This is a genomic window from Chitinophaga oryzae, from assembly GCF_012516375.2.
Classification (GTDB): domain Bacteria; phylum Bacteroidota; class Bacteroidia; order Chitinophagales; family Chitinophagaceae; genus Chitinophaga; species Chitinophaga oryzae.
This window is the reverse complement of sequence record NZ_CP051204.2, coordinates 5,453,904-5,477,319: the sequence shown is the minus strand read 5'-3', so window position 1 is coordinate 5,477,319 and position 23,416 is coordinate 5,453,904. Positions and strand designations below refer to the sequence as shown.

The 23,416-nt window shown below is 52.0% G+C and carries 25 protein-coding genes; 15 read left to right on the top strand and 10 right to left on the bottom strand.

The window, feature by feature from the left end:
* The first annotated feature begins 30 nt into the window (after positions 1 to 30).
* From HF324_RS21785 to HF324_RS21775, 3 genes are all read left to right on the top strand, one after another.
* On the top strand, positions 31 to 498 hold the full coding sequence (locus HF324_RS21785) for a DUF1572 domain-containing protein (protein ID WP_168860817.1): 468 nt from the start codon (positions 31 to 33) through the stop codon (positions 496 to 498).
* A 117-nt stretch (positions 499 to 615) separates the two neighbouring features.
* The gene (locus tag HF324_RS21780; RefSeq protein ID WP_168860816.1) at positions 616 to 1,695 is read left to right on the top strand and encodes an aldo/keto reductase; all 1,080 of its coding nucleotides are present in this window, start codon (positions 616 to 618) and stop codon (positions 1,693 to 1,695) included.
* Positions 1,696 to 1,720: 25 nt separating this feature from the next.
* On the top strand, positions 1,721 to 2,656 hold the full coding sequence (locus HF324_RS21775; RefSeq protein ID WP_168804521.1) for a helix-turn-helix domain-containing protein: 936 nt from the start codon (positions 1,721 to 1,723) through the stop codon (positions 2,654 to 2,656).
* On the opposite strand, the gene HF324_RS21770 is transcribed toward HF324_RS21775, so the two are convergent.
* The 4 genes from HF324_RS21770 to HF324_RS21755 all read right to left on the bottom strand — a co-directional run bounded on the left by HF324_RS21770 (position 2,651) and on the right by HF324_RS21755 (position 5,531).
* Entirely contained in the window at positions 2,651 to 3,319 is a 669-nt protein-coding gene (locus tag HF324_RS21770) for a dihydrofolate reductase family protein (protein WP_168860815.1), read from the bottom strand. The two genes, HF324_RS21775 and HF324_RS21770, sit on opposite strands and share 6 nt — an antisense overlap.
* A gap of 90 nt (positions 3,320 to 3,409) precedes the next feature.
* Positions 3,410 to 4,630: an RNA polymerase sigma factor gene (locus tag HF324_RS21765; protein WP_168804519.1), complete on the bottom strand. Its 1,221-nt coding sequence runs from the start codon at positions 4,628 to 4,630 to the stop codon at positions 3,410 to 3,412.
* A gap of 52 nt (positions 4,631 to 4,682) precedes the next feature.
* Positions 4,683 to 5,021 carry a YciI family protein gene (locus HF324_RS21760; protein ID WP_168860814.1) on the bottom strand — a complete coding sequence of 113 codons (339 nt, stop codon included), beginning with the start codon at positions 5,019 to 5,021 and terminating at the stop codon, positions 4,683 to 4,685.
* Positions 5,022 to 5,129: 108 nt separating this feature from the next.
* Entirely contained in the window at positions 5,130 to 5,531 is a 402-nt protein-coding gene (locus tag HF324_RS21755) for a DoxX family protein (protein WP_193114960.1), read from the bottom strand.
* A 150-nt stretch (positions 5,532 to 5,681) separates the two neighbouring features.
* Here HF324_RS21755 and HF324_RS21750 point away from each other — a divergent pair, with 150 nt between their 5' ends.
* A complete protein-coding gene (locus HF324_RS21750; RefSeq protein ID WP_168860812.1) occupies positions 5,682 to 7,061 on the top strand; it encodes an ATP-binding protein in 1,380 nt (459 codons plus the stop codon).
* A 239-nt stretch (positions 7,062 to 7,300) separates the two neighbouring features.
* On the opposite strand, the gene HF324_RS21745 is transcribed toward HF324_RS21750, so the two are convergent.
* Complete coding sequence (locus HF324_RS21745; protein WP_168860811.1) at positions 7,301 to 8,263, bottom strand: helix-turn-helix transcriptional regulator; 963 nt, start codon at positions 8,261 to 8,263, stop codon at positions 7,301 to 7,303.
* Positions 8,264 to 8,369: 106 nt separating this feature from the next.
* On the opposite strand from HF324_RS21745, the gene HF324_RS21740 reads away from it, so the two are divergent.
* The 4 genes from HF324_RS21740 (at position 8,370) to HF324_RS21725 (ending at position 14,273) form a co-directional block, all read left to right on the top strand.
* Positions 8,370 to 10,001: an FAD-dependent oxidoreductase gene (locus HF324_RS21740; RefSeq protein WP_168860810.1), complete on the top strand. Its 1,632-nt coding sequence runs from the start codon at positions 8,370 to 8,372 to the stop codon at positions 9,999 to 10,001.
* Positions 10,002 to 10,134: 133 nt separating this feature from the next.
* Entirely contained in the window at positions 10,135 to 12,558 is a 2,424-nt protein-coding gene (locus HF324_RS21735) for an ABC transporter permease (RefSeq protein WP_168860809.1), read from the top strand.
* A 114-nt stretch (positions 12,559 to 12,672) separates the two neighbouring features.
* Complete coding sequence (locus HF324_RS21730; protein ID WP_168804512.1) at positions 12,673 to 13,383, top strand: DNA alkylation repair protein; 711 nt, start codon at positions 12,673 to 12,675, stop codon at positions 13,381 to 13,383.
* Positions 13,380 to 14,273: an SPL family radical SAM protein gene (locus tag HF324_RS21725; RefSeq protein ID WP_168804511.1), complete on the top strand. Its 894-nt coding sequence runs from the start codon at positions 13,380 to 13,382 to the stop codon at positions 14,271 to 14,273. Before HF324_RS21730 ends, HF324_RS21725 begins: the two co-directional genes overlap by 4 nt.
* On the opposite strand, the gene HF324_RS21720 is transcribed toward HF324_RS21725, so the two are convergent.
* The gene (locus HF324_RS21720) at positions 14,260 to 14,898 is read right to left on the bottom strand and encodes a transposase (protein ID WP_168860808.1); all 639 of its coding nucleotides are present in this window, start codon (positions 14,896 to 14,898) and stop codon (positions 14,260 to 14,262) included. The genes HF324_RS21725 and HF324_RS21720 overlap by 14 nt on opposite strands.
* A gap of 175 nt (positions 14,899 to 15,073) precedes the next feature.
* On the opposite strand from HF324_RS21720, the gene HF324_RS21715 reads away from it, so the two are divergent.
* The gene (locus HF324_RS21715) at positions 15,074 to 15,505 is read left to right on the top strand and encodes an acetyltransferase (RefSeq protein ID WP_168860807.1); all 432 of its coding nucleotides are present in this window, start codon (positions 15,074 to 15,076) and stop codon (positions 15,503 to 15,505) included.
* Positions 15,506 to 15,557: 52 nt separating this feature from the next.
* On the opposite strand, the gene HF324_RS21710 is transcribed toward HF324_RS21715, so the two are convergent.
* A complete protein-coding gene (locus HF324_RS21710) occupies positions 15,558 to 15,992 on the bottom strand; it encodes an HAD family hydrolase (RefSeq protein WP_220100800.1) in 435 nt (144 codons plus the stop codon).
* 50 nt (positions 15,993 to 16,042) lie between these two features.
* Positions 16,043 to 17,074, bottom strand: a complete 1,032-nt coding sequence (locus HF324_RS21705; RefSeq protein ID WP_168804508.1) for a GNAT family N-acetyltransferase — start codon at positions 17,072 to 17,074, stop codon at positions 16,043 to 16,045.
* 472 nt (positions 17,075 to 17,546) lie between these two features.
* Between HF324_RS21705 and HF324_RS21700 the strand changes: the two genes are divergently transcribed.
* The 5 genes from HF324_RS21700 to HF324_RS21680 all read left to right on the top strand — a co-directional run bounded on the left by HF324_RS21700 (position 17,547) and on the right by HF324_RS21680 (position 20,918).
* A complete protein-coding gene (locus HF324_RS21700; RefSeq protein WP_168804507.1) occupies positions 17,547 to 18,536 on the top strand; it encodes a sigma-54 interaction domain-containing protein in 990 nt (329 codons plus the stop codon).
* Positions 18,537 to 18,609: 73 nt separating this feature from the next.
* Positions 18,610 to 18,924, top strand: a complete 315-nt coding sequence (locus HF324_RS21695) for a hypothetical protein (RefSeq protein WP_168860806.1) — start codon at positions 18,610 to 18,612, stop codon at positions 18,922 to 18,924.
* 101 nt (positions 18,925 to 19,025) lie between these two features.
* Positions 19,026 to 19,805 (top strand): alpha/beta fold hydrolase, encoded by a 780-nt coding sequence (locus HF324_RS21690; protein WP_168804505.1) that lies wholly within the window; start codon positions 19,026 to 19,028, stop codon positions 19,803 to 19,805.
* A 69-nt stretch (positions 19,806 to 19,874) separates the two neighbouring features.
* On the top strand, positions 19,875 to 20,321 hold the full coding sequence (locus HF324_RS21685) for a hypothetical protein (RefSeq protein WP_168804504.1): 447 nt from the start codon (positions 19,875 to 19,877) through the stop codon (positions 20,319 to 20,321).
* A gap of 96 nt (positions 20,322 to 20,417) precedes the next feature.
* On the top strand, positions 20,418 to 20,918 hold the full coding sequence (locus tag HF324_RS21680) for an SRPBCC family protein (RefSeq protein ID WP_168860805.1): 501 nt from the start codon (positions 20,418 to 20,420) through the stop codon (positions 20,916 to 20,918).
* A 59-nt stretch (positions 20,919 to 20,977) separates the two neighbouring features.
* On the opposite strand, the gene HF324_RS21675 is transcribed toward HF324_RS21680, so the two are convergent.
* Complete coding sequence (locus HF324_RS21675; RefSeq protein WP_168804502.1) at positions 20,978 to 21,409, bottom strand: secondary thiamine-phosphate synthase enzyme YjbQ; 432 nt, start codon at positions 21,407 to 21,409, stop codon at positions 20,978 to 20,980.
* Positions 21,410 to 21,528: 119 nt separating this feature from the next.
* On the opposite strand from HF324_RS21675, the gene HF324_RS21670 reads away from it, so the two are divergent.
* Positions 21,529 to 22,611, top strand: coding sequence for a Gfo/Idh/MocA family protein (locus tag HF324_RS21670; RefSeq protein ID WP_168804501.1), 1,083 nt, complete (start codon positions 21,529 to 21,531; stop codon positions 22,609 to 22,611).
* Between the two features lie 36 nt (positions 22,612 to 22,647).
* Here the strand turns inward: HF324_RS21670 and HF324_RS21665 are convergent, their stop codons facing one another.
* Positions 22,648 to 23,370 carry a DUF92 domain-containing protein gene (locus HF324_RS21665; RefSeq protein ID WP_168860804.1) on the bottom strand — a complete coding sequence of 241 codons (723 nt, stop codon included), beginning with the start codon at positions 23,368 to 23,370 and terminating at the stop codon, positions 22,648 to 22,650.
* Positions 23,371 to 23,416 lie beyond the last annotated feature (46 nt).

Genomic DNA, 23,416 nt, shown 5'->3' with positions numbered 1-23,416 from the left:
GGATTTATTTGTATCTTTTTCGAAAAAAAGATGACGACCCTGCAGCAGATGGCCAAACATTTCCGCGACGTACATTTTGGTGGTAACTGGACATCGGTGAACCTGAAAGATACCCTGGCGGATGTGGACTGGCAGATGGCCACCACGCCGGTGCATTCGCTTAATACTATTGCCGTGCTGGTATTTCATGTCAACTACTATGTGAGCGCGGTGCTGAAAGTGCTGCAGGGCGGACAGCTCCAGGCCAGCGATAAATTCAGTTTTGACCTGCCGCCCATTACGTCGGAAGAAGAATGGCAGCAGCTGGTGACCAAAACGCTGGCCGAAGCGGCCACCTTTGCCGATGCCATGGAACAGCTGGAGGACAAACAGCTGGCGGAAGACTTCACCGACGGGAAATACGGCACCTGGTACCGCAACCTGGCAGGGATCATTGAACACACCCATTACCATCTCGGACAGATCACCATCATCAAAAAAATAATCAAAGGAACATAACCCGTTTCCTGCTCCCGGGAGTATATAACAATTCCCGTTTCCGGTTACATTCTTCCCTGATCCGGTTACTTCAGCCTATGGCAGTTGACAGAATTTTGCTGTCAAAGTAAAGAACAGATGGAATTAACGCATTATCGCACCCTGGGAAAGTCTGGGCTGAAAGTATCTCCGCTTACCCTGGGCGCCATGACTTTCGGAATGGACTGGCACTATGGCGCTACGCCGGAAGTATCGAAAGAAATCCTGGCTGCTTACCTGCAACAGGGCGGCAACATGATTGATACGGCCAATATCTACACCAAAGGGCATTCGGAAAAAATCATCGGGGATTATCTGAAGGAAAGCCATATTAACAGGGACCGGTTGGTGATCGCCACTAAATTTTTCGGCAGTATGCGGCCGGGAGACCCCAATAGCGGCGGCACCGGAAGGAAAACCATCCTGCAGTCTGTGGAGGCGTCGCTGCGCCGCCTGCAAACCGACTACATAGACCTCTACTGGATGCATGCCTTTGACCCGCATACGCCCGTAGAAGAAACGCTGTATACGCTGGAACAGCTGGTGCGGTCAGGCAAGGTACGGTATATTGGTGTGTCTGATACGCCGGCGTGGAAAATAGCGCAGGCGCAGACCATCGCCCATTTCCGGGGCTGGCCGGCTTTTATCGGTCTGCAGATAGAATACTCCCTGCTGGAAAGAACGGTCGAAGCGGAGCTGATACCGATGGCGCAGGAAATGCAACTGGGGGTAATGCCCTGGTCTCCCCTGAAGCAGGGCGTTCTCTCCGGAAAATACACGCGGGAACAGCGGGGGCAAACCCTTAGCAAACGGACCGCCGATAGTGCGCTCAGTGAAAAGGCCTACCTGCTGACAGACGCGCTCAACGGCATCGCGGCGGATTACCGCGTGCCGGCAGCCGCTATCGCGCTGGCATGGGTGATAGCAAGGGAGGGTGTAACATCGACCATCATCGGCGCCCGCACGCCGGAACAATTGCAACAAAACCTGCAGGCATTGACAGTCGTGCTCTCACCGCAGACGATTGCCGAACTGGATGCATTGTCTGCGCCCGAACCGGTTTTTCCGTACACTTTGCTGGCAAACGCACGGCATATAGCACAGGGAGGCGCTACCATCAACGGGCAGCCGTCTGTACTCCCAGCCATCCTTCCGCAAACGCAGAACGATCATTATTGACGCGGATATGTCTTATTTTTATGGCATGAAGAAAACAATGCCATCACCCGCGATATATCCGGACATCGCATCTTTTCATGAAGAACTGGGATTGCCTGCGCCGCAACATCCTTTGATCAGTTATGTCAGCTATGATGGTATACAGTTTCAGCGGCATGCGTTTTCTTCGCGGATCATGCTCAATTTTTACAAGCTATCTTTCATTCATAAAACGAACGGGATGGTCCGCTATGGACAGCACTATTATGATTTTAAGGAAGGGGGATTGGCTTTTGTGGCTCCGGGCCAACTGATCTCCGGTGTTTCACCGGAAAAGAGCCTGTCAGGCGTGATCATTTTTTTCCATCCGGACCTGATCAGGCATCATCCGTTGGGAAAGAAAATCCGCCAGTACGGTTTCTTTTCCTACACAGTGTCTGAAGCCTTACATCTTACAGAGAAAGAGCGGGATATTATCCTGAAGTTATTTGAACAGATAGCTATGGAGCTGGACACGCCGGCAGACCGGTTCAGCCAGGACCTGCTGGCATCGGGGCTGGAGCTGCTGCTGGATTACAGCAACCGTTTCTATCACCGGCAGTTTGCGACACAGCGGGAAGATGATAACGGACTGCTGAGCCGTCTTGATGCAGTCCTGCTCCGTTATTTTGACAGCGATGAGCCGTCCCGGTCGGGATTGCCAAGCGTACAGTATGTTTCAGAGCAGCTGCATTTTTCACCGGATTATCTAAGCGATCTGTTGCGCGCCAATACCGGCTTAAACACACAGCAACATATTCACCGGAAGCTGCTCGAAATAGCGAAAGACCTGCTGGGCGCCGGTGAATGGAGCGTTGCCGATATCGCCTACAGGCTGGGGTTTGAGCAACCGCAATCTTTTAACCGCCTGTTTAAAAGCAAAACAGGTTTATCTCCGCTGGCTTACCGCCAGTCCCTCAAAGCGGGAACAAGTACGTTATAATCCGGCATCTTCCGCCAGGACTTTTTGCCTTCTCTCCAGCTCCGCTGCTGACGGCGGTTTTGATTCAATCGCACGTGTTTGCAAGGCTCCCGCCGGTTCGTAGGTCGTCATGATCACCCCTGTGGAAGTGGGCGTAGCGTCTGTCAGTTTCCAGCTGCCGGGAAGCGTACCGTCCGCAAACTGACGCTTTCCCGATCCGATGGTAACAGGGAAGAGCCACATGTGAACGATGTCTGCCAGCCTGTGAGCCAGTAATGTCTGCATTAGCTGACTGCTGCCATAAACCAGGAGGTTGGGGCCGTCTGTATTTTTCAGTGCCTGCAGCGCTTCCACCACATCGCCGGTGATCAGGGTAGCGTGTTGCCATGGCAGGGGGATAGCGTTATGAGAGACCATGAACTTTTCCGCCTGGTTGAATTTTTTGCCGATGCCATCATTATAATGAGGCCAGTGTGCGGCGAATATATCATAGGTGCGCCTGCCCAGGAGCAGGTCGAACGGTTGGTCCATAACGGCGATTATCTTTTGGTTCATTATTTCATCGCTGAAAGGGGCTACCCAGCCACCCCATTGAAAGCCACCGGAAGTGTCTTCCTGCGGCCCGCCTGGCGCCTGTATAACGCCATCTAAAGTAATAAAGTTAACGGTGATGATTTTTCGCATAACGTCTGATTTTGTATTACAAAAATACAGGAGACGGCTGGCCTAAATGCTGTGTCAATGCGACTTTATAGGGGTGGGAAACCGACATGTTTATAACAATGCTATCTTACGCATCACCTGTTGCTTTTCAACGGAAGAGCGCGCCAGCGACAATGCCTGGCGGAGGCAAGCGGCAGCCTTTTCAGGCTGAATGTCTTTGTATAGTTCGCCTAACAGTACAAAATAGAAGTGGTTGTTGGTCAGCGGGATTTTTTCCGCTTCCGTGATCGCAGTTTGTGCGCCGTGAACTTTATACACGGCGTAGGCGCGGTTAAGTGCCACAGAGGGAGAGAAGTTCACCTGTAACAACTGATCATACAGCCGCAGGATGTCCTGCCATTTTTCAGGGGTGTCCTGTTGCTGGCAATGCCGGTAGGCGATACCTGCTTCCAGGTGATAGGACGTCAGCTGCCCGCCCTGGGCGGAGCGTTCGAGGTAACGGACACCCTGATGAATCAGTACCTGGTCCCACCGGGAGTTGTCCTGTTCCTCGTAGAGCACAAAAGAAGTTCCATTGTTTTGTCTCGCTTCAAACCGGGAGGCATGGAAACACATCAGTGCGATCAGCGCATTGGTAGCAGGTACGTTGGTCTTCTCGTAACCGGCCAGCATCAGTCCGAGCCGAAGGGCTTCCAGGCACAGCTCCTTTTGCAGGACGCGGCTTTGCGTACCGGAATAATATCCTTCATTGAACAGCAGGTAGATAACATGCAGGACATTGTCGAGCCGCGCTGCCAGCATGTTTTCCGGCGGCATCTCCAGCTTTATCCCCGCAGCGCGCAGCTTTTCTTTTGCCCTGAACAGCCTTTTGTTGATAGTCTCCTTGCTGGTCAGAAAGGCCTCTGCGATTTCATCGATACCAAATCCGCAAAGCACGCGCAGGGCCAGCCCAATCTGGCTTTCGCTGGCGATAGCCGGGTCGCATACCGCAAAAATCATCTGCAGCTGGCTGTCACGGATATGCTGGTCGGAGAAGTCTAGTGCATCCTGCTCCGCCTGACCTGCTTTCAGGGCCGGCATTACTTTTTCTTCGTAGATTTTATTCCGCCGGAAGTGATACAGGGTTTTCTGCCTTGCTACAGCATAGAGCCATGCGGCGGGGTTTTCAGGTATGCCTTTCAGTCCCCATGTTTCCGCAGCCACCAGGAAGGTCTCGCTCACGATGTCTTCCGCCATTTCGATATGCTGCAACCCGAAACGGCGGCTGATAACGGCCACCATACGGGAGAATTCCTGCTGGAATAATTGTTTTAAAGAGAGTGCTGCGTCCATGATCATATACCACCCGTCCCGCGGGACAGGTGGCGGTAAAGTTTATTGACAATTATACATATAACGGTCTGATTTCCACGCTGCCGCCCATGTCCACAGCCGGACAACCATGCGCCAGCGTAGTGGCGGACTCCAGGTCTTCCGCTTTTACGATAATAAAACTGCCCAGTATTTCCCGGACTTCCACAAAAGGTCCGTCTGTCACCACGCCGCCTGATTTTAATACCCTGCCTTCGAGCGACAGCCGGGGGCCATGGCTGGACAGCTTGTCCTGCGCTACGATACCGCTGACCCAGTCCTGCCACTTCTGGGCAAGCGCCTGCATCTCAGCCGGGGATGCATTACTGTAATCATAGCTGGGCTGACGGAATAATAACATAAACTCTTTCATCGGAACATTCAATTAAGGTGACGGTAAAAAGATAACATACATAGGATGACCGGAAAATAAAAAACAGGACATCTTTCCAAAATAATTTTCCGGCAGATAAACATACAATTAATCCGGCAGCTTTGTTACGGCTGCAAGCCTTCTGTTAGCAGGCCTCAGATACCAGGAAAGCATGATGAGTACCACGAAAATGACCTGTGCGGTAACATCGCCGGGCTTGTCGCCGCTGGCCAGGTGAGAGATGGTGGCGCCGGTCATCAGGAAAAAGAAACCGGCATAAGCCCATTCTTTGACCAGCGTCAGCCGCGGCAGCAGTAGTACCGCGACGCCCAGTATCTTCCAGCTGGCCAGTATCGTCATGATATAAACCGGATATCCCAGATGCACGATACCCTGCGTGGTAGACGGCGTGCGTAGCAGTTGAGCGATGCCTCCTGAAAGCATGCCGGCGGCGAGTAAACCAGTGGTGGTCCAGTAGGCGGCCTTACGGCCTTTGGTAGTTGCTTGCATGTGAAATGTGTTTGTTGTATTGGAATGATGCATGAGAAGCGGTAAATAGGACAAGCGGAGGAAATTTTTTTGTTAATACAGATCCGTTAACGGGAATACGGGATTTGTAGCCAGGGGACACTATACTTTCGCGGCTTATCCGGAATTGTTATGCCTGAACAACAAAATATTGAATACAAAACATCGTGGCGGGATGAATATCTCAAATGGATCTGTGGCTTCGCCAACGCACAGGGAGGCAGGATTTTTATTGGTCTTGACGATACTGGTGCAGTGGTTGGGGTGGAGGACTATCGCAAGTTGATGGATGAAATTCCCAATAAGACAGTCAACCATCTGGGGCTGGTGGTAGACGTTAATCTCCGCGAACGGGAGCAGCACTATTATATCGAAATTATTGTGCCCGTTAGTACTGTGCCAATTGCCTATCACGGCGTGTATCACTATCGGAGCGGGAGCACCAAACAGGAGCTGAAAGGTATTGCGCTGCAAAACCTGTTGCTGAAAAAGATCGGCAAAAAATGGGAGGAGCTGCCGGTGGAAGGCGCTACCTTAGAGGACTTCGATCGGGAGACGATTGATGCCTTCCTGCAGAAAGCCCGGGTCAAAGAGCGAATACCGGCAGATGCCGTGACATTGGATACAATGTCGCTGTTGCAAAAACTGGAACTGGCAACGTCCTCGGGAGAATTTTCCCATGCTGCGCTGTTATTATTCGGGAAGAGTTTAGGCAGAGTATCTATTACGGCCAGCTTTAAAATTGGCCGGTTCGGGAAATCGAATCACGATCTTTTGTTTCATGATATGATCGAGACCAATATCTTCAGCATGGCAGATAGCGTACTGGAGCTGTTGAAACGAAAATATCTCATCCGGCCAATATCCTATGAGGGCCTACAGCGGCTGGAGCCGCTGGAATACCCGGAAATGGCACTGCGGGAGGCTATCTGTAATGCGATTATACACAGGGATTACGCAAGCACATACACTTTTCTCCGGGTATTTGACGATAGACTGCATATATGGAACCCCGGCAATCTTCCCGAGGAGCTAAAAGTCGAGGCATTAAAGGAGAATCACTCGTCGTACCCCAGAAACAGAAATATCGCCAACGTTTTTTATAAAGCAGGGTATATTGAATCCTGGGGCAGGGGGATTAATAAAATCGTGGAGGCCTGTGTGGAGGCGGGACTACCTGAACCCAGGATGGTAGAAGAACAGGGAGGGTTTAGTATTGTGTTTTATAAAGACGCCTATTCCCTGGAAAATCTTAGAAAATTCAATTTAGAAGAACGACAGATAAAGGCGCTTCTGTTCATTAAAGAACATGGACAAATAAGTAATAAACAATATCAGGGTTATTTTTCAGTTTCTAAACGAACTGCAACATCCGATCTGCAAATATTGCTATTGAAACAGTTGATTGAGAAGGTAGGGTCAACAGGCAGAGGGACCTTTTATATTTTATCAAAACCTAATGGGGCAATTAATACGCCTAAAGGGGCGATAAAGGGGCAAAACAGGCGATAAAGGGGCAATAAAGGGGCAAAAGGGGCAATTTACTTATTCCGCCAGCTATGCCCGCAGTGCCTGCACTGCTCTGCCCGCGGCGTTTTGGCCAGGCCATGGCATTCAGGGCAGCGGTTAAAGTGTATCTTGTCTTTATGCTGATTAAATATCCTTGTGGCTACTTCCATTTCAAACTTATCAAAGCCATCTTTTAACAGCGTGAGGTCATCTTTCTCCTCCGTGATCCAGCCCAGCTGATATCATTTCAACAGCCCCATCGGTGTTATCCCGAATTTCTTTTTAAATGCCCGGTGAAAATGCTGCGGGTGCGTATAGCCGAGGCCGTAGGCAATTTCTGATATATTCCGGTCTCCCTGTAAGATCTGCTGCCGCGCAGCTTCCAGTCTCTCGTTGTTCACAAAAGCAAATACGCTTTGTCCGAACAACGACCGGAATCCTTTCTTCAGCTTGAACTCATTCAGTCCACAGTGGCGTGACAGCTCTGCCAGGGTGGGCGGGAAGGCAAGATGTTCCTGCAGGTACTGCCGCGCATGATGCAGGCGCTCACGGTCAGCGGGGCGGAGGATGTCTGCGCCGGCACGTTTGGGCGAAGGCAGCAACGCCTCGCATTGCAACGCCAGCAACTGCAGTATCTGTGTCTCAAAATGAAGACGCCTGAGGCCCTTCGGCGCGGGGCTGTCCCAGATATGGTCCAGCGTATGCTGCAGCCGCGGACTGAAATAAGCCGCTGGTGCGTGCGCAACGAAAGGAATGCCCTTCGCTATTTTGTCTGTCAGCTGATGCAGCTCCGGCGCGTAGCTGTTCAGCAGCGCCATCATTTTTTCCGGTTGGATATGCACCCCCAGGTTACGGAAGCCTTTGGTGTCGGCCAGTTCATTCTTTTCCCACGAGGAGGGGTTGAACAGCATATTGGCGCTTCCCTGTCTGAACAGCTCCCGGTGGATCAAGCCTTCGTGGGTCTGGTACAGCTGTCCCGACATCACAAAATTAAGTTCCACGAAAGTCTTCTCATTGTAATGCTCCCAGGAGAAGTCCGCCGGGCCTGACACCACATGCCCGTCGGCGATGGCCATGTCGTCGCAGAGGATGAATTTGCCGCTGCCGTCTACATCCGGCATGGGGAGGCGGTAGTGATGGATCTCTGCTTGCGGGATCAGGAAAGCGTCTCTGAAAGCGGTCGTATGAGCTACGGATGTTTCCATGGTGACAAATGTAGGGTGAAACCACTACAAAAATGGTACTTATTTATCCGTTTTGTGCACTAAACCCTTTCTGCAGACAGGCAATTTTGCAGGAAATAATTTACTTATGACAACACAACAACCGTTGCATGTGCCGGTACTGATCGCCGGCGGCGGTATTACCGGGCTTTCAGCTGCATTATTTCTTTTGCAACAGGGTATCCGGCCTTTGCTGGTAGAACGGCATCGCGGTACCTCTATTCATCCGAGGGCGAGAGGTTTCGATATCCGTACGATGGAGCTGTTCCGCGAACTGGGCGTAGGCGAGGCGGTACGGGAAGCCGGTAAAGCATTGGGACCGGCCTGGGGCGTGCTGCGGGGCGATACGCTGGCGGCGGTACTGGCAGACATCAGGCCGCGGGAGGGGGAACGCATCACCTATCCCAGCCAGCTGAAAGGGCTGGAGAGCCTGGCGGCGCTCACGCCGGAAAGCGGCGCCCGCTGTACGCAGGACCTCGCCGAACCGGTACTGCGGGCCGCCGCGGAGGAGAGAGGCGCCCAACTGTTGTTTTATACGGAGATGATTTCTTTCTCTCAGGAAGAAGACGGGGTAAGGGCGGAATTACGTGACCGGGAAACGGGGGCCACGACCATCGTAACGGCAGACTATCTGGTTGCGGCCGATGGCGCCGGCAGCCGTGTCAGACAGCAACTGCAGTTGCCGGTCACCGGTCCGGGCGTACTGGCAGATTTTCTCAACATTTACTTTGAAGCAGATATGGCGGAACTGGTACTGAACCGGGAGTTCAGCATCTGTATCATCGACACGCCGGGCATCACCGGTTTTGTGACGGCTATCAATAACAGCGACCGATGGGTGTATCAGCTGCGTTACTATCCTGATAAAGGTGAGCGCGTGGAAGACTATACGGAAGAAAGGCTGCAAACGGTCCTCCATGCAGCCCTGGGGATGCCGGAGCTGCCGGTCCGCATTCTCAGCGTGCTGCCCTGGGAGATGACCGTGCGGGTGGCAGACACCATGCAAAGCGGCCGCATTTTCCTTGCCGGTGACGCCGCGCACGTAATGACGCCTTACGGCGGAAAAGGCGCTAACACCGGCATACAGGACGCCCAGAACCTGGCATGGAAGATAGCAGCGGTGCTGAAAGGACATGCCGCATCATCACTGCTGGACTCTTATTCGCCCGAAAGGCAACCCATAGGACTGGCCAATGCCTTGCGCTCGGCCACGCTGGCAGATGAAAATGGCATCCTGAAAGACCAGGAGATCATGCAACGACAGGTGATAGCGCCGCCGAAGGCAGGTGAACAGGCATCGCCGGCAGAAATGACACTGACGCAAAATGTGCGGACGCTGATCGGTATTCCCGACTATCGCTACCCGGTGAAGGTTGCCTCCCATTGCCCGCCGGTGCCGGCCGATAAAGTGCTGTATGGCCTTCCCGGCACCCGTGTGCCGCATCTGTGGCTGGACGACGACCGTCAGCTGTCTACCCTCGATTTGCTGAAAGGGCGCTTTACGCTCTTCGTTCATGGCGGTCCTGCGCCCTGGCAGGCAGCGGTGAACGAACAGCCTGTTTTCGTTCAGGTGTGCCCGTTGCCCGGTAACAGGCTGGCGCCATGGGAGGAGGCTACGGGCGCAGCTCCCGGCGAGGCATTGCTGGTACGGCCGGACGGTTTCGTGGCCTGGAGAGGTAACAACGCCACCCGGCTGCCGCTGGCAGAACTGCTGTCATAACCGAACAGGCATTGTTCGAATCTGAACGTTATATTGATAATAATTATTCGTATTAAGTTGATATTTAACCTAATATGTTCGTGGTTTCCTTTTTGGTAGGCCTGTATCGTTTTTAGGTATAAATTTCCCTGTCATGCTAAAGAATTATTTCAGCGTAGCGATACGTAACCTTTGGAAGAACAAAGCCTTTTCTGCTATCAACGTGCTGGGACTGGCCATAGGCCTGGCTACCAGCCTGCTGATCATACTATATGTCCTCGATGAACTGAGCTACGACCGTTTTCATGCTGCTGCTGAAAGGACCTACCGGGTAGATGCCGACATCAAATTCGGCGGTACCCATTATGTGATCGCCAGCGCGCCGGCGCCACTGGGGCCGGCCCTGAAAAATGACCTGCCGGAGATAGAGGAAGAAACCCGCTTTCGTAAGTACGACGGCTGGCTCGTACGCAAAGGAAGCCAGAACATCAGGGAAGAGAAAGTGATTTTCGCAGACTCGACACTGTTCCGCGTTTTCTCCCTTCCGCTACTGGAGGGCGATCAGCGAACGGCGCTACGGGAACCGCGCACTGTGGTGATCACGGAGAAAACGGCCTTTAAGTATTTTAACACCACTGATGTTATCGGCCGCGATCTCCTGATTAATGACAGCGTGCCGTATAAGATAACGGGCGTACTGAAACCATTTCCCGGCCTCACACAGGTGGACTTCGATTTCTTCGCTTCGCTCTCCGGCGCGCCGGAAAGCCGGAACGACCTCTGGTTAAGTAATAACTTCAATACCTACGTGGTGCTGCGCAAAGGAGCAGATCCGAAGAAGCTGGAAGCCAAGCTGGGACCGGCTACCGCCAAATACATCGCCCCACAGCTGCTGGCGATGGTGAATACCTCCAGGGAAGAACTGGAGCGCAGCGGTGGTTATATCCGCTACTCCCTGATGCCGCTCACAGCCGTTCACCTGCACAGCAACAAAAGCTTTGAGCTGAGTCCTAACGGCTCCATTCAATATGTGTATATTTTCTCCGCCATCGCCTTGTTTATCCTGCTGATCGCCTGCGTAAACTTCATGAACCTGTCTACCGCACGCTCGGCCAACAGGGCGAAGGAAGTAGGCATCCGCAAGGTAATGGGCTCCCAGCGTGCCCAACTGGTGGCGCAGTTTCTGACAGAATCGATGCTGGTAAGCGCCATCGCCATGTTGCTGGCGCTGGGTATCGCCTCATTGATGTTGCCCTTATTTAACGATGTAGCAGGAAAACACATAACCCTGGGCCTGTTCAGCAGACCCTGGCTGGGCCTTGTCCTGGTGGGACTGGTGTTGCTGGTGGGACTGCTGGCGGGTAGTTACCCTGCCTTTTTCCTCTCCGCCTTCCGGCCCGTACTGGTACTGAAAGGCACTATCGCCTCCGGCTTCCGCAACAGCATGTTGCGCAACGGCCTCGTAGTGTTCCAGTTCAGCATCTCTATCATCCTGATGGTAGGCACCATGGTGATTTACAATCAGCTCCGCTTTATCCGCAATAAACAACTGGGCTTCAACCGCGAGCAGGTACTGGTACTGCAAAATACTGCCACGCTGGGCAGCCAGGCGAAAGCTTTCCGGCAGGAGGTGCTGGGACTCAATGGCGTACAGGCCGGCACGATGACTGCTTATCTGCCCACCGGCGATAGCCGTAACGACGGACCGATGTTCCTCACACCGGTGCCGGATCCCAAAAATGCAGTGACCATGCAAATGTGGTCGGTGGATGATCAGTATATCCCCGCTATGGGCATGCACATGAAAACCGGCAGGAATTTCTCCGCCGCCTTTGCCACAGACTCGCAGGCTGTCGTTATCAACGAGGCAGCCGCGCGGCTGATCGGACTGAAAGATCCGCTCAACCGGAAAATATACGAGTGGCGGGACGAAGGCGGCAAAAGCGGTAACAGCTATACTATCATTGGCGTGGTGAAAGACTTTAACTTCAACTCGCTGCGCGAACAGGTGACGCCGCTGGCGCTGTTTCTCCGGGAAGACAGGGGAAGCATGGCTTTCCGGGTACGCAGCAGCGATATCCCGGCCCTCGTGGCACAGGTGGAAGAGAAATGGAAAACGATGGTGCCGAATCAGCCATTCACCTACTCTTTCATGGACGATGATTTTAACAGCCTGTATCAATCTGAAAGCAGGATGGGTAAAATATCCCTGTCCTTCGCCATACTGGCTATCTTCATTGCCAGCCTCGGACTGTTCGGACTGGCGGCCTACGCTGCAGAACAACGGACCCGCGAAATAGGTATCCGCAAAGTGCTGGGCGCTACCATGACCAATATCGTCCACCTGCTGTCCAAAGATTTTCTGAAACTGGTGATGATCGCCATCCTGTTTGCCTTCCCGCTGGGCTGGTGGGCCATGCACCGCTGGTTGCTGGACTTCGCCTACCGGATCAGTATTGGCTGGGAGGTCTTTGCAGCGGCCGGCTTTATGGCTGCCGGCATTGCCCTGGCCACCATCAGCTTCCAGGCTATCCGCGCAGCGATGGCCAACCCGGTGAACAGCCTCCGGGCACAATAAACCGCGCTCCATTTACCCGATAACAGCGAGGCCGTCTCCCCCAGGAGACGGCCTCCTGGTTTACAGGAGACGTTGGTATATTTTATACCTTTATCGCCGGAGCAAATATCACGTATGGAAACGATCAGTAGCAAGGCAACGATCAAACAACTGGTGGCAGCAGCCCTGCATGCCCTGCAGCATAGTGGCCGGGAGATATTTGTCACCTCGCTGCATGACACCCTGCTGAAGAAGAAAGTGAAGTTTCCGCTGCTGGAATATGCCGCCAGGGAAATAGCGGCGGCGGTCCCGGATGAAGAACAGACCAGCATCCTGGACGATATTATATGCCTGCGGGAAACCGGCAGCCAGGTGCTGGCAGGCACGGTCCTGCAGCTGCGCCTGGACCGGCACTTCGCAGCGTCGATCGATAAGGCCTGCGCTTATATTCAGTACGGCGACCAGTGGTATGTATGCGACATCATCGGAGAACGGGTGTTAGGACACGCCCTGCTGACAAGGCCCGAAGAAACGATTCCCTTATTACAGCAGCTATCCGCGCACGAGAATAAATGGATGGTCAGGACCGTAGGAGTGGCTGCGCATTACGCAGTAAAGAAAGGATTATCACCGGTATTTGTTGAGCCGGTGTTCAATATGCTGCTATCGCTGTCGGACGCAACAGATTTTCATACCAGGAAAGGAATCGGATGGGGCGCCAAAACAGTCGCGAAGTTTCATCCGGAACTCATCGCCCGTTATCATCCGCGTATCGAATCTGCCGCCACAAGACAATGGTTCAGAACAAAAATTAATATGGGTCTTCATTACAGCAGGAAAAAATGATACGTACCGTCGTTGTTAAATCCATACTGAACAAGACAAAGCGCCGGGATCCCTGGTTCCTGGACGACTATACGCTCAATCCCTACAGCGGCTGCTCTTTCAACTGCCAGTACTGTTACATCAGGGGCAGTAAGTACGGGATCAATATGGAGGAAAAGCTGAGTGTGAAGAGTAATGCGGTGGGGCTGCTGGAGCGGCAGCTGTCGCTCCGCGCCCGGAAAAAACAGTACGGCATTATCGTGCTGTCTTCCGCCACTGATCCTTACCTGCAAATTGAAAAAACGCAACAGCTTACCCGGCGCCTGCTGGAGGTGATTCTGCATTACCGCTTCCCCGTGCATGTGATCACCAAATCGGACCTGGTCGGCCGCGATTTTGATCTGCTGCAGGCCATCGATCAAACCGCTATTCTTCCCGGCGATCTTCAGGATAAACTATCCCATAAGGTTTTTATTACGTTCTCCTTCTCCACCATCTCCGATACCATTGCGCATATTTTTGAGCCCGGCGCCACCCCGCCTTCGCTGCGCCTCGGGACGTTAAAAACAGCCATACAGCATGGCTTTCACAGTGGCGTGAGCCTGATGCCGTTGTTGCCTTTTATCACGGATACGGCCACACACCTGGATGAAATGTTTCAGGCCTTTAAAACTGCCGGTGCGGCTTATATATTCCCGGCTACGCTGACATTATTCGGATCGGGGCCGGCAGACAGCAAAACACTGGTGATGAACGCCGTCGCCAAACACTATCCTCATCTGATGGAAAAGTACCAACGGTTCTTTGCGGATGGTCCGCAAATGCCGGCATATTACCGGCAGGCTTTCTCGCAGAAAATGGAGGAGCTGTGCCGGCAATACGGGCTGCGAAACAGCCTTATCCCTTCATGATCTGTGTTTCGTAGGCCGAGCCCCGCATCCACAACAGCCAGTTCATACAAGCTATTGCACAGATATTGACCACGCCGGCATATACTACCCAGAAGTTAAAACCATAAAAGTAGATTACCGGGATCCAGTAGCTGAAAACGCTCCAGTAAGAGGCCATGCAGATAGGACACTGGATCACCGGCTTGCGCAGGTATTTATTAACCTTGAACACTTCATCGATCTTAAAAAATCGTATACTGTTGCCCGTTACTTCTACCTGTATTTTCCCGTCGATCTTAGGAAGCATGTTATTCAGCTCTTTCAGCACCGGGACCCTGGAAGCATCGTCCGGCGGAAGCAGGATGCTGTTGTCTTCCATGTTTAAACGGTATTCCGGCATCAGCACGCCGAGCCTCCGGGCCAGCTGATCAAACTGCTCGCCGCTGTAGTAAATTTTTATACGTTCGGTACGGGTGAGGTACTTGAAGATGGGGAACAGGATCATTTCACTGTCTTTGTCTTTTCCGTTGGGCAGTTTCTCTACCGCGCCTTTCGCCGCTATCCGTACCCCCAGTATAAACAGGGATTGTAAAAAGATATAGCCGATGGCAGCCATGATGCCGAAGAAGATTACACTTGTAGTCATTATTACTGGAATTAATTAAGTACAAAATTAGGATGGCGGTAATTGGGATTTATGACACTTATCGTTGGATATTTAGTACAATTCACAGAAACAGGAAGGTGATGGCCTGCCTGGGAATATTTGGAGAAAGTCATAGAAAACGCGAAATTGTCATTCACCTTAAACAGACAGGAACATGAAGATAAGAAGAGCAACAGCCACAGATTACCCGGAAATGGTAAGAATATGGGAATCCGCCGTAAAGGCCACCCATGGGTTTTTAGCGCAGGAAGATTTTGAGCATATCAGGGCGCTCCTGCCGGAGGCGTTTTTTCCACAGGTAGATACTTACCTGTTTTTGAATGACGCGGGACAGCCGGTAGCTTTTCTCGGTGTACACGCCGATTCGCTGGAGATGTTGTTTGTAGAGGATGCCTCGCGGGGAAAGGGCGTGGGTAAGCAGCTTATTCATTATGCCCTCACGGAGCTGCATATCCGTAAAGTGGATGTTAACGAGCAAAACAGTCAGGCTGTTGGTTTTTATGAGCGCATGGGCTTTAAGATCAGCGGCCGTTCTGAGAGGGACGGCATGGGCAAGCCCTACCCGATATTGCATATGGAATGCTGAAATAGAGAAGCCTGCGTTCACGCAGGCTTCTCTGATGTAAGAACAGCTATGCTTACTTCGCTGGCTGTAGCAGCCATACTTTCTCTTTGGCCCGATTGCGGGCAGGCAGTACCTGCCGCGCTTCCAAAAGGGTTTCCATTTTATACCAATCGACAGATACTCTTCCGAAAATATCTTCTTCCACGGGGCAGCCGAGGGCTGCATCGTCAATGTAAAAGTCAGCCTGTACCTTGGGGCTGCCGGTCCACCGGCGCTGCTGCGGATTCCTGTTTTCACCGTAGAGGGTAATGCCTTTGCCGTTGAGCCATTTCACGGCATCTTTCAGATGCCTGCCGGACCGCATGGTGTTGAGTATAAGCTTTACCCCTTGTTGTTGGAGTCTTTGTAACACAGTGATGCAGTGTGGAATTTCTTCCCCTATCATCGGAAAGCGATGATAGGCGCAGGTACCGTCAAAGTCAATCGCGATGGTGATATTGGAATGCATACGTTATGAAGGTTTAAAAAAGATATGGTAAAATTTTTTAGCAACTATAACTAGAGAAAACGATAAACCGGAAAAGGCAGGTCGGTCATGACCGGTGTGGGCGCCTTTTTCAGTGTCAGTGCTTTATAAGTGGCCGTGTCGGCAATCAGCCGCCATGTTTTAAAGTCCAGGTGCTGGTCAGAAAATCCGGCTTTGAAATTAAATAGCGAATCCTGTTGCCCGCCTACGCCGCCGCCGAGATGCAGATGCCGCATCCCTTTGGACTGCCCGAAAATACTGGCCTCTTCCACCAGCAGCCGCATGGGGGAGTCGTGAATAAAGTCCTCATGGGTGGCTGCCAGGTGTAACTGCATAATGTTGTTGCAACAGGTAAGGAAAACACCTGCGGTATCACGGCCTTCATAAGAAGCCAGCAGGATGTCACTCCGGAATCCGGTGGCCTGTAATAACCGGCTAAAATAATTTTTGTCGAAATGATAATTGGCGCTCGCGCCCAGCCGTTGCATATTCTGCAAATAGATCGCTGCAAATGATGCGATATCTTCTTCGTCGACACCCTGCCGTACTTTGTAGCCTTTATCCCTCAGCTGATTGATTTTGGAGCGGAATGCCTTGCGGTACTGCTGCCGCCGTTCCGCAACGGAAAGGGACAGATCTATCACCACCGTTTTCCCGTTGTCATACAAGCCGCCGGTTTTCCCGGGCTGAAAGTGCTGATGGATCAACGGATGCAGCCTTGTAAACACACTTACTATTTTCTTCTTTTTCAGAAACTGAAGAAAGGCCTGCGAAAACTGCTGTAAAAGCAGCGGTGACATATCACGAAAGTCGTGACTGGATAACGGTCCAGCATACCCGTAGACGGACGTGCAGTCAAAATAACTGGTATCTTCTATATTCCGCTTCAGTAGCGGTACCGCAATGAAATGCCCTTCTTTTTCAAAGACGAATATAAAAGGATGACTGTTGGCGGCAGACAACTGATGATAATACCAGGTGTGGTAAAAATCGTGCGTGTGGGCTGCATGGATAACCTGGTTCCACTGTTCTTTCTCGGTGATCTCAACTGTAAAGTAAGGCATAACAAATGAGGTTTTTAAACATATAGTTTTGATGGCTATGTGTTGATCGATTCACTTTTTTCAGCGGCGCTGATGTAGTAAGGCAGGAATCCGTACGGATATTTTAAAGCAGTAGCACGACATGCTCTTCAAACACCAACTGGTATTTTTTTTGTATTATGCAGCCTGCTATTGATGTAAAAGTCTTTACCTGTTACTATCGCTGAAATCGGCTATTGCTTATTTACATATGTGGTTGTTTGGGCTTCAGTTTTTTTTTACAGATGAGCTGTAATTTTTCCGGGTTAAAAAAATTTCCTTCCGGAATCCAATGACTATGCCATGTGAGTAAGTTTCTGTTAACCAATCACTTACGGAGAAAATTGTATCGTGGTCCCATCCAATATTTTGGAGTTACCCAAATGGATATACGAAATGTTGGATATTGTTAACCGGAGTTGCCGGATGAGCAACTCATTGACCCTATAGTGTAATGAAGAGTGAACATAACCGAAAGGATGCCGTTTATTTATCAACGTCATACGGACCGCTGATAGGAGGTCCTGCGCTGCAGGCTGTGATACAACAGGTGCAGCAGGTGGCCGATACCGATGCCACTGTATTGCTTACCGGGGAAACGGGTACCGGCAAGGAAGTTATTGCACAGGCCATCCATGAATGGTCTGCCCGCAGTACACGTCCGATGGTAAAAGTCAATTGCGCCGCATTACCGCCGCAGCTGATAGAATCTGAATTGTTTGGTCATGAGAAAGGCGCCTTTACCGGCGCACTGCAACGCCGCGCCGGTAAATTTGAACTGGCGCATCAGAGCACCATCTTCCTCGATGAAATAGGAGAACTGCCGCTGGAACAACAGCCGAAACTACTGAGAGTAATACAGGAAAAAGAAGTTGAAAGAATAGGCGGCAGCACCGTTAAAACTGACGTGAGGGTAGTGGCCGCCACCAACCGCATACTGGAAGCAGAATGCCAGTCCGGCCGCTTCCGCTACGATCTCTACTACCGGCTCAATGTGTTTCCGATTCACCTGCCACCCCTGCGGGAACGGAAAGAAGACATCCCCCTGCTGGCGAAATATTTTGTGGAAAATGCTTCCCAACATTTCCGCAAACCGGTAGCCGCCATCAGCCAGCGCTCCATGGAAGCGATGCTACGCTACGACTGGCCGGGCAACATCCGTGAACTGCAACACCTGGTGGAAAGAGCCGTCATTATCGGCAGCGCGCCGGTGATTTACGTGGAACTACCCCCGCCGGAAAAGGCCAGAGCCGCCGGCTCCAGTCCACCTATCACCAGCCTCGCGGAAGCTGAAAGACAACTGATCATCCGCGTACTGAAACACTGCAATGGACGTGTACGCGGAGAAAACGGCGCTGCGGCCATTTTACAGATAAAGCCAACCACCCTGGAAGCAAGAATGAAAAAGCTGGGCATCACCCGGCAGCACACGAAAGATAATTAACACTAAGCTCTTTTCTCCCAAAGTATTACCTGTCATAACTGTATATTTACCCCGTAAATATATGCGTTGCCGTATGACCACTTGTACCTGGATTTGGAAAGACCGTTTGCCGGCTTTGTTATTGGCCTTGTCCCACATCTGTCATTATGTTTTGGACGCGTCCGATCAGGAAGCCATCTCCTTTGGGTTAACCCGGACTTCCCTCGACAATAATCTCTGGTTTGATTACTCCCTGATAGGGGAGCAAACGATAGTGCTGCGGATGTGCCGTGACGACGAGGATACTGATATCCTTCATTGTCAGATCGATCATCCGGAGAAACAGCAGCCGGCCATTAGTATGATGCTCTTTTTTACGGAGAACTTTGAACTGCGGTATCTGCGTTAACCCGCAGGGCGGCCATGCGTTAGGTTTCGTGTACTCACTTTCGGGTGAGTTATTGATGTTGATAACAGGTCTTTCTAACATTGCAGGAAAATTATTTTTCCATGCAATCAAAAGTTATCAAATTAATCATCGTATTCCTGTTGGTGCAGGTGTCTCTCATAGCGCAGTCGCGGAAAGTATTTGTATTGGTGCACGGCGCCTGGCACGGGGGCTGGAGCTGGCAACGGGTCAGTGAACAGCTGCGGGCGGAAGGTAATATCGTGTATGCGCCTTCGCTCAGCGGTCTGGGTGAACATAGGAATCAACCGCATGACAGTATCGATCTCAATACCCATATCACGGATATTGTGAACCTGCTCTATATGGAAGACCTGCATGACGTGGTACTGGTCGGGCACAGTTATGCGGGCGTGGTGATCGCCGGGGTGGCTGACCGTATGCCGGAGAGAATCCGTCAACTGGTTTTCCTGGATGCCGTTATCGCGGGGAATGGGGAGAGTTGTATTTCCGTACATCCGGCATCGCTTCAAAAGGAATTTGAAAAAGACGCGGCGCAACACGGGATGCATAGCCTGTCCATACGGCCTTCCAGCCTGTTTGGCGTCAGCAATGCACAGGACCGGCAATGGGTGGATGCCCGCCTTACGTTACAACCCTATCGTACTTTCGCCCAGCCACTGGCCTTACATCATCCATACGGCAACGGCCTGCCGATGGCCTACATCGCCTGCACGCAGCCACAGCTGCCGGTGCTCGGAGTGTTTGCCGCGCAGGCAAAACAATCTCCCCAATGGAAATATTACGAAATGAAAACGGGGCATGACGCCATGGTCACCCAGCCGAAAGAACTGGCCGACTTGCTGGTAACATTAAGCCGTTAGCAATGGTTTGGCGAAAGACGGTAATGCACTTATATTTGATACACTGTTTTTAACCAATACATTGTACGTATGATGAAGAAATTAATCACTGCATGCCTGTTGACCGCCACCCTTTTCACCGGATACACGGCCTATGCCCAGCAGCGGGCGGGCAACACCATCCGCGAAGGAAAACATAGCTTCACCCTGCAGTGGATCAGCTGGGACCACCCCGGTGAAGTGATGATCGAAAAACAAAAAGACGCTACCTATACGGTAAAAGGAGAACAACGGGACGAGAAGACCGGCGACTTTGTGACCATCGACGGAACGCTTACCGTGGACTCCCCCAAAGAGCTGACTTTTAACGGTACCATCCGCACGCAATACAGCAATGTAAACGGCGGTAAGGTCTGCGAAAAAACCGGTACCTACCATTTCCTGGCCAAAGGCGCCAGAAAATACTGGAGGCTGCAGGAAATGGACAACTGTGAAGGCAATAATGTGGTAGACTACGTTGATATCTACTTCCATTAATTAACCTGTAAAAAAAAATGCGTAACCGATCGGTTTAATAATTTATATTTGTAACCGATCGATTACGCATTTTTTTATTGTTTAAAAACCATGACTATGGCAAACACACCTCAACCAGCGATCGCACAAAGCGGCATGCTGATCCGGAAACCGGCAGCGGAAGTGTTTAACGCATTTATTGACCCGGCTGTCACCACCCGGTTCTGGTTTACCAAAAGCACGGGTAAACTGGAGGTCGGTAAAGAAGTGGTCTGGTCCTGGGAAATGTACAATGTAAGCACCGCTGTGGACACCATCGCTATTGAACCCAACAGGCGGATCGAAATCCGCTGGTACGACAGCTATGACCTGAAAGGTGGTCACCGGAACGCGCCGGAGAACGCTACCCGCGTGGTGTGGACGTTTACGCCGCATGGCAACGACGCTACTTTCGTGGAAGTAGTGAATGACGGTTTCTCCGGTGATGTGCAGACAGTACAACAGAAAGCGCTGGACTCCACCGGCGGCTTCTGCTGGGTGTTAGCCGGATTAAAAGCTTATCTCGAACATCATATTGAGCTCAACCTGGTAGGCGATCGTTTCCCGCAGGGGAAATAACATGTCTTCCTTCTTTCCGGCGATCGAAGCCGCCAGGCCTGCTTACCGGTGTCGTTAAATCAGGACATGGGCTTGCCCCATGCGGTCAGCACAAGGTTGCGGGGACCGCCGTAATCCCGGTGCTCGCAGAGGTAAATGCCCTGCCAGGTGCCCAGCGCCAGCCGGCCGTTGTGGATAGGTATCATCACGGAACAGCCCAGCAGGGACGACTTCAGATGAGCAGGCATATCATCCGGCCCTTCGTCATTGTGCTTATAATCCGGATCGTTTTCCGGAACGGCCTTGTTGAAATACGTTTCGAAATCCACCCGTACCGTAGGGTCTGCATTTTCGTTGATCGTCAGGCCGGCGGAGGTGTGCTGGATAAATACCTGCAACATGCCGGACTGCAAGGCGCCTATCTGTGGAAAGGCCTGCACCACCTCGTGCGTAATCAGGTGAAACCCTCTGGGACGGGCTTTTAGCCGCAATGCCTGCTGAAAAATCTCCATGCTTCTGTTGTTTCTGCAAAAGTAACATTTCCGCCCGTCAATAAAATTCTGCTTGTAAATCACTGTATTGCACTGTATCTTACCGGGATTGATGAAAAACTAAACCGGAAATTTATCTCATGGCAGAAAACGTACAACCATTACGGGTGCTCGTTGTAGGCTGTGGCAATATGGGCACTTCCCATGCCGTAGCTTATCACACCCTGGAAGGCTTTGATATATGTGGTATTGTATCTACCGGCTCCAGCAAGCAGGTGTTAAATGATAAACTGGGCGGCGGTTACACGCTGTACAGCAACTACGAAGAGGCGCTGGCCGCCACCCGTCCGGATGCTGTCTGCATCTCCACCTATCCCGACACGCACGAAAGTTATGCGATCAAAGCGCTGGAAAGCGGATGTCATGTATTTATAGAAAAACCGCTGGCAGACTCCGTGGCTGGCGCTGAAAGAGTGGCTGCTGCCGCACGGAAGGCCGGTAAAAAACTGGTGGTAGGCTATATTCTGCGCCATCATCCTTCCTGGGAGCGTTTCGTGGAGATCGCCCACCAGCTGGGCAAGCCGCTGGTAATGCGGATGAACCTCAACCAGCAGAGCTCCGGCAGCAAATGGGGCGTGCACCGCAACCTGCTGCAAAGTCTGAGCCCTATCGTGGACTGCGGCGTGCATTATATCGACGTGATGTGCCAGATGACCCGCTCCAAACCGGTGCAGGTGAGCGCTATCGGCGCACGGCTGTCCAACGATATCCCGGCCGGTAACTACAACTACGGCCAGCTGCAGATCCGCTTTGAAGATGGTTCCGTAGGCTGGTACGAAGCAGGCTGGGGGCCAATGATCAGCGAAACCGCTTTCTTCGTGAAGGACGTGATCGGCCCGCAGGGTTGTGTGTCTATTGTGGCAAAAGAATCCGGCAAAGCGGGCAACTCAGATAACATCGAAGCACATACGAAAACTGAATCCCTGCGGCTGCATCATGCTGCACTCAACGATAAAGGAGAATTTGAGAAAGAAGATACCTGGATCAATATGGAAGACGAACCGGACCACCAGGAGCTGTGCAACCGGGAACAACGTTACTTCCTGAAGGCCATCCGCGAAAACGCAGACCTGACGGACCACGTGCAGGATGCGGTGAACAGCCTGCGCATCGCTTTTGCCTGCGACGAGTCTGTCCGCACGGGAAAGATCGTTACCTTATAAAACAGACACGAGCCCGCCACTGTGCGGGCTTTTTCTTTACCACCACCAGCCGCAGGCGCCGGCTACCAGCGCTGCAAACAACGTGTTGCTAAAGTTGACGGCATCATTGCCGATGTAGTGTTTCCGCTCCAGCGCCGCCCCCAGTACAGAATCCATCAGGTTGCCCAGTACCCCGGCTATTACGATAAAGGCTATACGCCGGTCGAATCCTGCTGCCAACGCATATACAACGGCGATCACGCCTGCGCCGGCAGCCCCCAGCAGCGTACCTTCCAGGCTTACCACGCCATCCAGTCCCTTCGGCTCTTTCCTGAAAGTGAGAACATTAAAAAAGCGGCGGCCATATACGGTGCCCAGTTCAGACGATACGGTATCGGCAGTAGCGGATGCCAGGCTGCCTGCCAGCATCAGTCCATATAACTCCCTGCGGGCGGGATCGGCCAGCATCAGCAACGCCATAAGGGCGGCGGCGCCGCCGTTGGCAAATACTTGCCCGGCCTTCTGCTTTTCGGGATGCGCCCCGTCGGCAGCAATAGCTGCTTTGATGTTTTTTTTGTGGGAAGTGGCAAGGGTGCCCAGCATGAAGAATGTGCCCAGCAGGGCAATGCCGGGATAGCCTGCGCCGGCAAAGACCAGCAGCCCTGTAAGACCGGCTGCCATGGCCGCAGAAACGGATAGTTTGCCGGTCCGGACGCAGACCGCTGTAAAGCCGGCCAGCAGCAACGCAAAGAGGCCGTAATGCTGAAATGTCGTATTCATAAATTGAGGTCAGCAAAACTAATTAATTACTTTTGCTGCCAGAAAA

Excerpts from the sequence above, each read along its gene's own strand:
- HF324_RS21685 (WP_168804504.1), top strand. The coding sequence starts at position 19,875 with ATGATGAAGAAATTAATCACTGCATGCCTGTTGACCGCCACCCTTTTC.
- HF324_RS21680 (WP_168860805.1), top strand. The coding sequence starts at position 20,418 with ATGGCAAACACACCTCAACCAGCGATCGCACAAAGCGGCATGCTGATC.
- HF324_RS21705 (WP_168804508.1), bottom strand. The coding sequence starts at position 17,074 with ATGCCTTACTTTACAGTTGAGATCACCGAGAAAGAACAGTGGAACCAG.
- HF324_RS21745 (WP_168860811.1), bottom strand. The coding sequence starts at position 8,263 with ATGGAAACATCCGTAGCTCATACGACCGCTTTCAGAGACGCTTTCCTG.
- HF324_RS21765 (WP_168804519.1), bottom strand. The coding sequence starts at position 4,630 with ATGGACGCAGCACTCTCTTTAAAACAATTATTCCAGCAGGAATTCTCC.
- HF324_RS21715 (WP_168860807.1), top strand. The coding sequence starts at position 15,074 with ATGAAGATAAGAAGAGCAACAGCCACAGATTACCCGGAAATGGTAAGA.
- HF324_RS21710 (WP_220100800.1), bottom strand. The coding sequence starts at position 15,992 with ATGCATTCCAATATCACCATCGCGATTGACTTTGACGGTACCTGCGCC.
- HF324_RS21785 (WP_168860817.1), top strand. The coding sequence starts at position 31 with ATGACGACCCTGCAGCAGATGGCCAAACATTTCCGCGACGTACATTTT.
- HF324_RS21740 (WP_168860810.1), top strand. The coding sequence starts at position 8,370 with ATGACAACACAACAACCGTTGCATGTGCCGGTACTGATCGCCGGCGGC.
- HF324_RS21735 (WP_168860809.1), top strand. The coding sequence starts at position 10,135 with ATGCTAAAGAATTATTTCAGCGTAGCGATACGTAACCTTTGGAAGAAC.
- HF324_RS21700 (WP_168804507.1), top strand. The coding sequence starts at position 17,547 with ATGAAGAGTGAACATAACCGAAAGGATGCCGTTTATTTATCAACGTCA.
- HF324_RS21690 (WP_168804505.1), top strand. The coding sequence starts at position 19,026 with ATGCAATCAAAAGTTATCAAATTAATCATCGTATTCCTGTTGGTGCAG.
- HF324_RS21730 (WP_168804512.1), top strand. The coding sequence starts at position 12,673 with ATGGAAACGATCAGTAGCAAGGCAACGATCAAACAACTGGTGGCAGCA.
- HF324_RS21770 (WP_168860815.1), bottom strand. The coding sequence starts at position 3,319 with ATGCGAAAAATCATCACCGTTAACTTTATTACTTTAGATGGCGTTATA.
- HF324_RS21725 (WP_168804511.1), top strand. The coding sequence starts at position 13,380 with ATGATACGTACCGTCGTTGTTAAATCCATACTGAACAAGACAAAGCGC.
- HF324_RS21665 (WP_168860804.1), bottom strand. The coding sequence starts at position 23,370 with ATGAATACGACATTTCAGCATTACGGCCTCTTTGCGTTGCTGCTGGCC.
- HF324_RS21755 (WP_193114960.1), bottom strand. The coding sequence starts at position 5,531 with ATGCAAGCAACTACCAAAGGCCGTAAGGCCGCCTACTGGACCACCACT.
- HF324_RS21750 (WP_168860812.1), top strand. The coding sequence starts at position 5,682 with ATGCCTGAACAACAAAATATTGAATACAAAACATCGTGGCGGGATGAA.
- HF324_RS21780 (WP_168860816.1), top strand. The coding sequence starts at position 616 with ATGGAATTAACGCATTATCGCACCCTGGGAAAGTCTGGGCTGAAAGTA.
- HF324_RS21670 (WP_168804501.1), top strand. The coding sequence starts at position 21,529 with ATGGCAGAAAACGTACAACCATTACGGGTGCTCGTTGTAGGCTGTGGC.
- HF324_RS21775 (WP_168804521.1), top strand. The coding sequence starts at position 1,721 with ATGAAGAAAACAATGCCATCACCCGCGATATATCCGGACATCGCATCT.
- HF324_RS21760 (WP_168860814.1), bottom strand. The coding sequence starts at position 5,021 with ATGAAAGAGTTTATGTTATTATTCCGTCAGCCCAGCTATGATTACAGT.
- HF324_RS21675 (WP_168804502.1), bottom strand. The coding sequence starts at position 21,409 with ATGGAGATTTTTCAGCAGGCATTGCGGCTAAAAGCCCGTCCCAGAGGG.
- HF324_RS21695 (WP_168860806.1), top strand. The coding sequence starts at position 18,610 with ATGACCACTTGTACCTGGATTTGGAAAGACCGTTTGCCGGCTTTGTTA.
- HF324_RS21720 (WP_168860808.1), bottom strand. The coding sequence starts at position 14,898 with ATGACTACAAGTGTAATCTTCTTCGGCATCATGGCTGCCATCGGCTAT.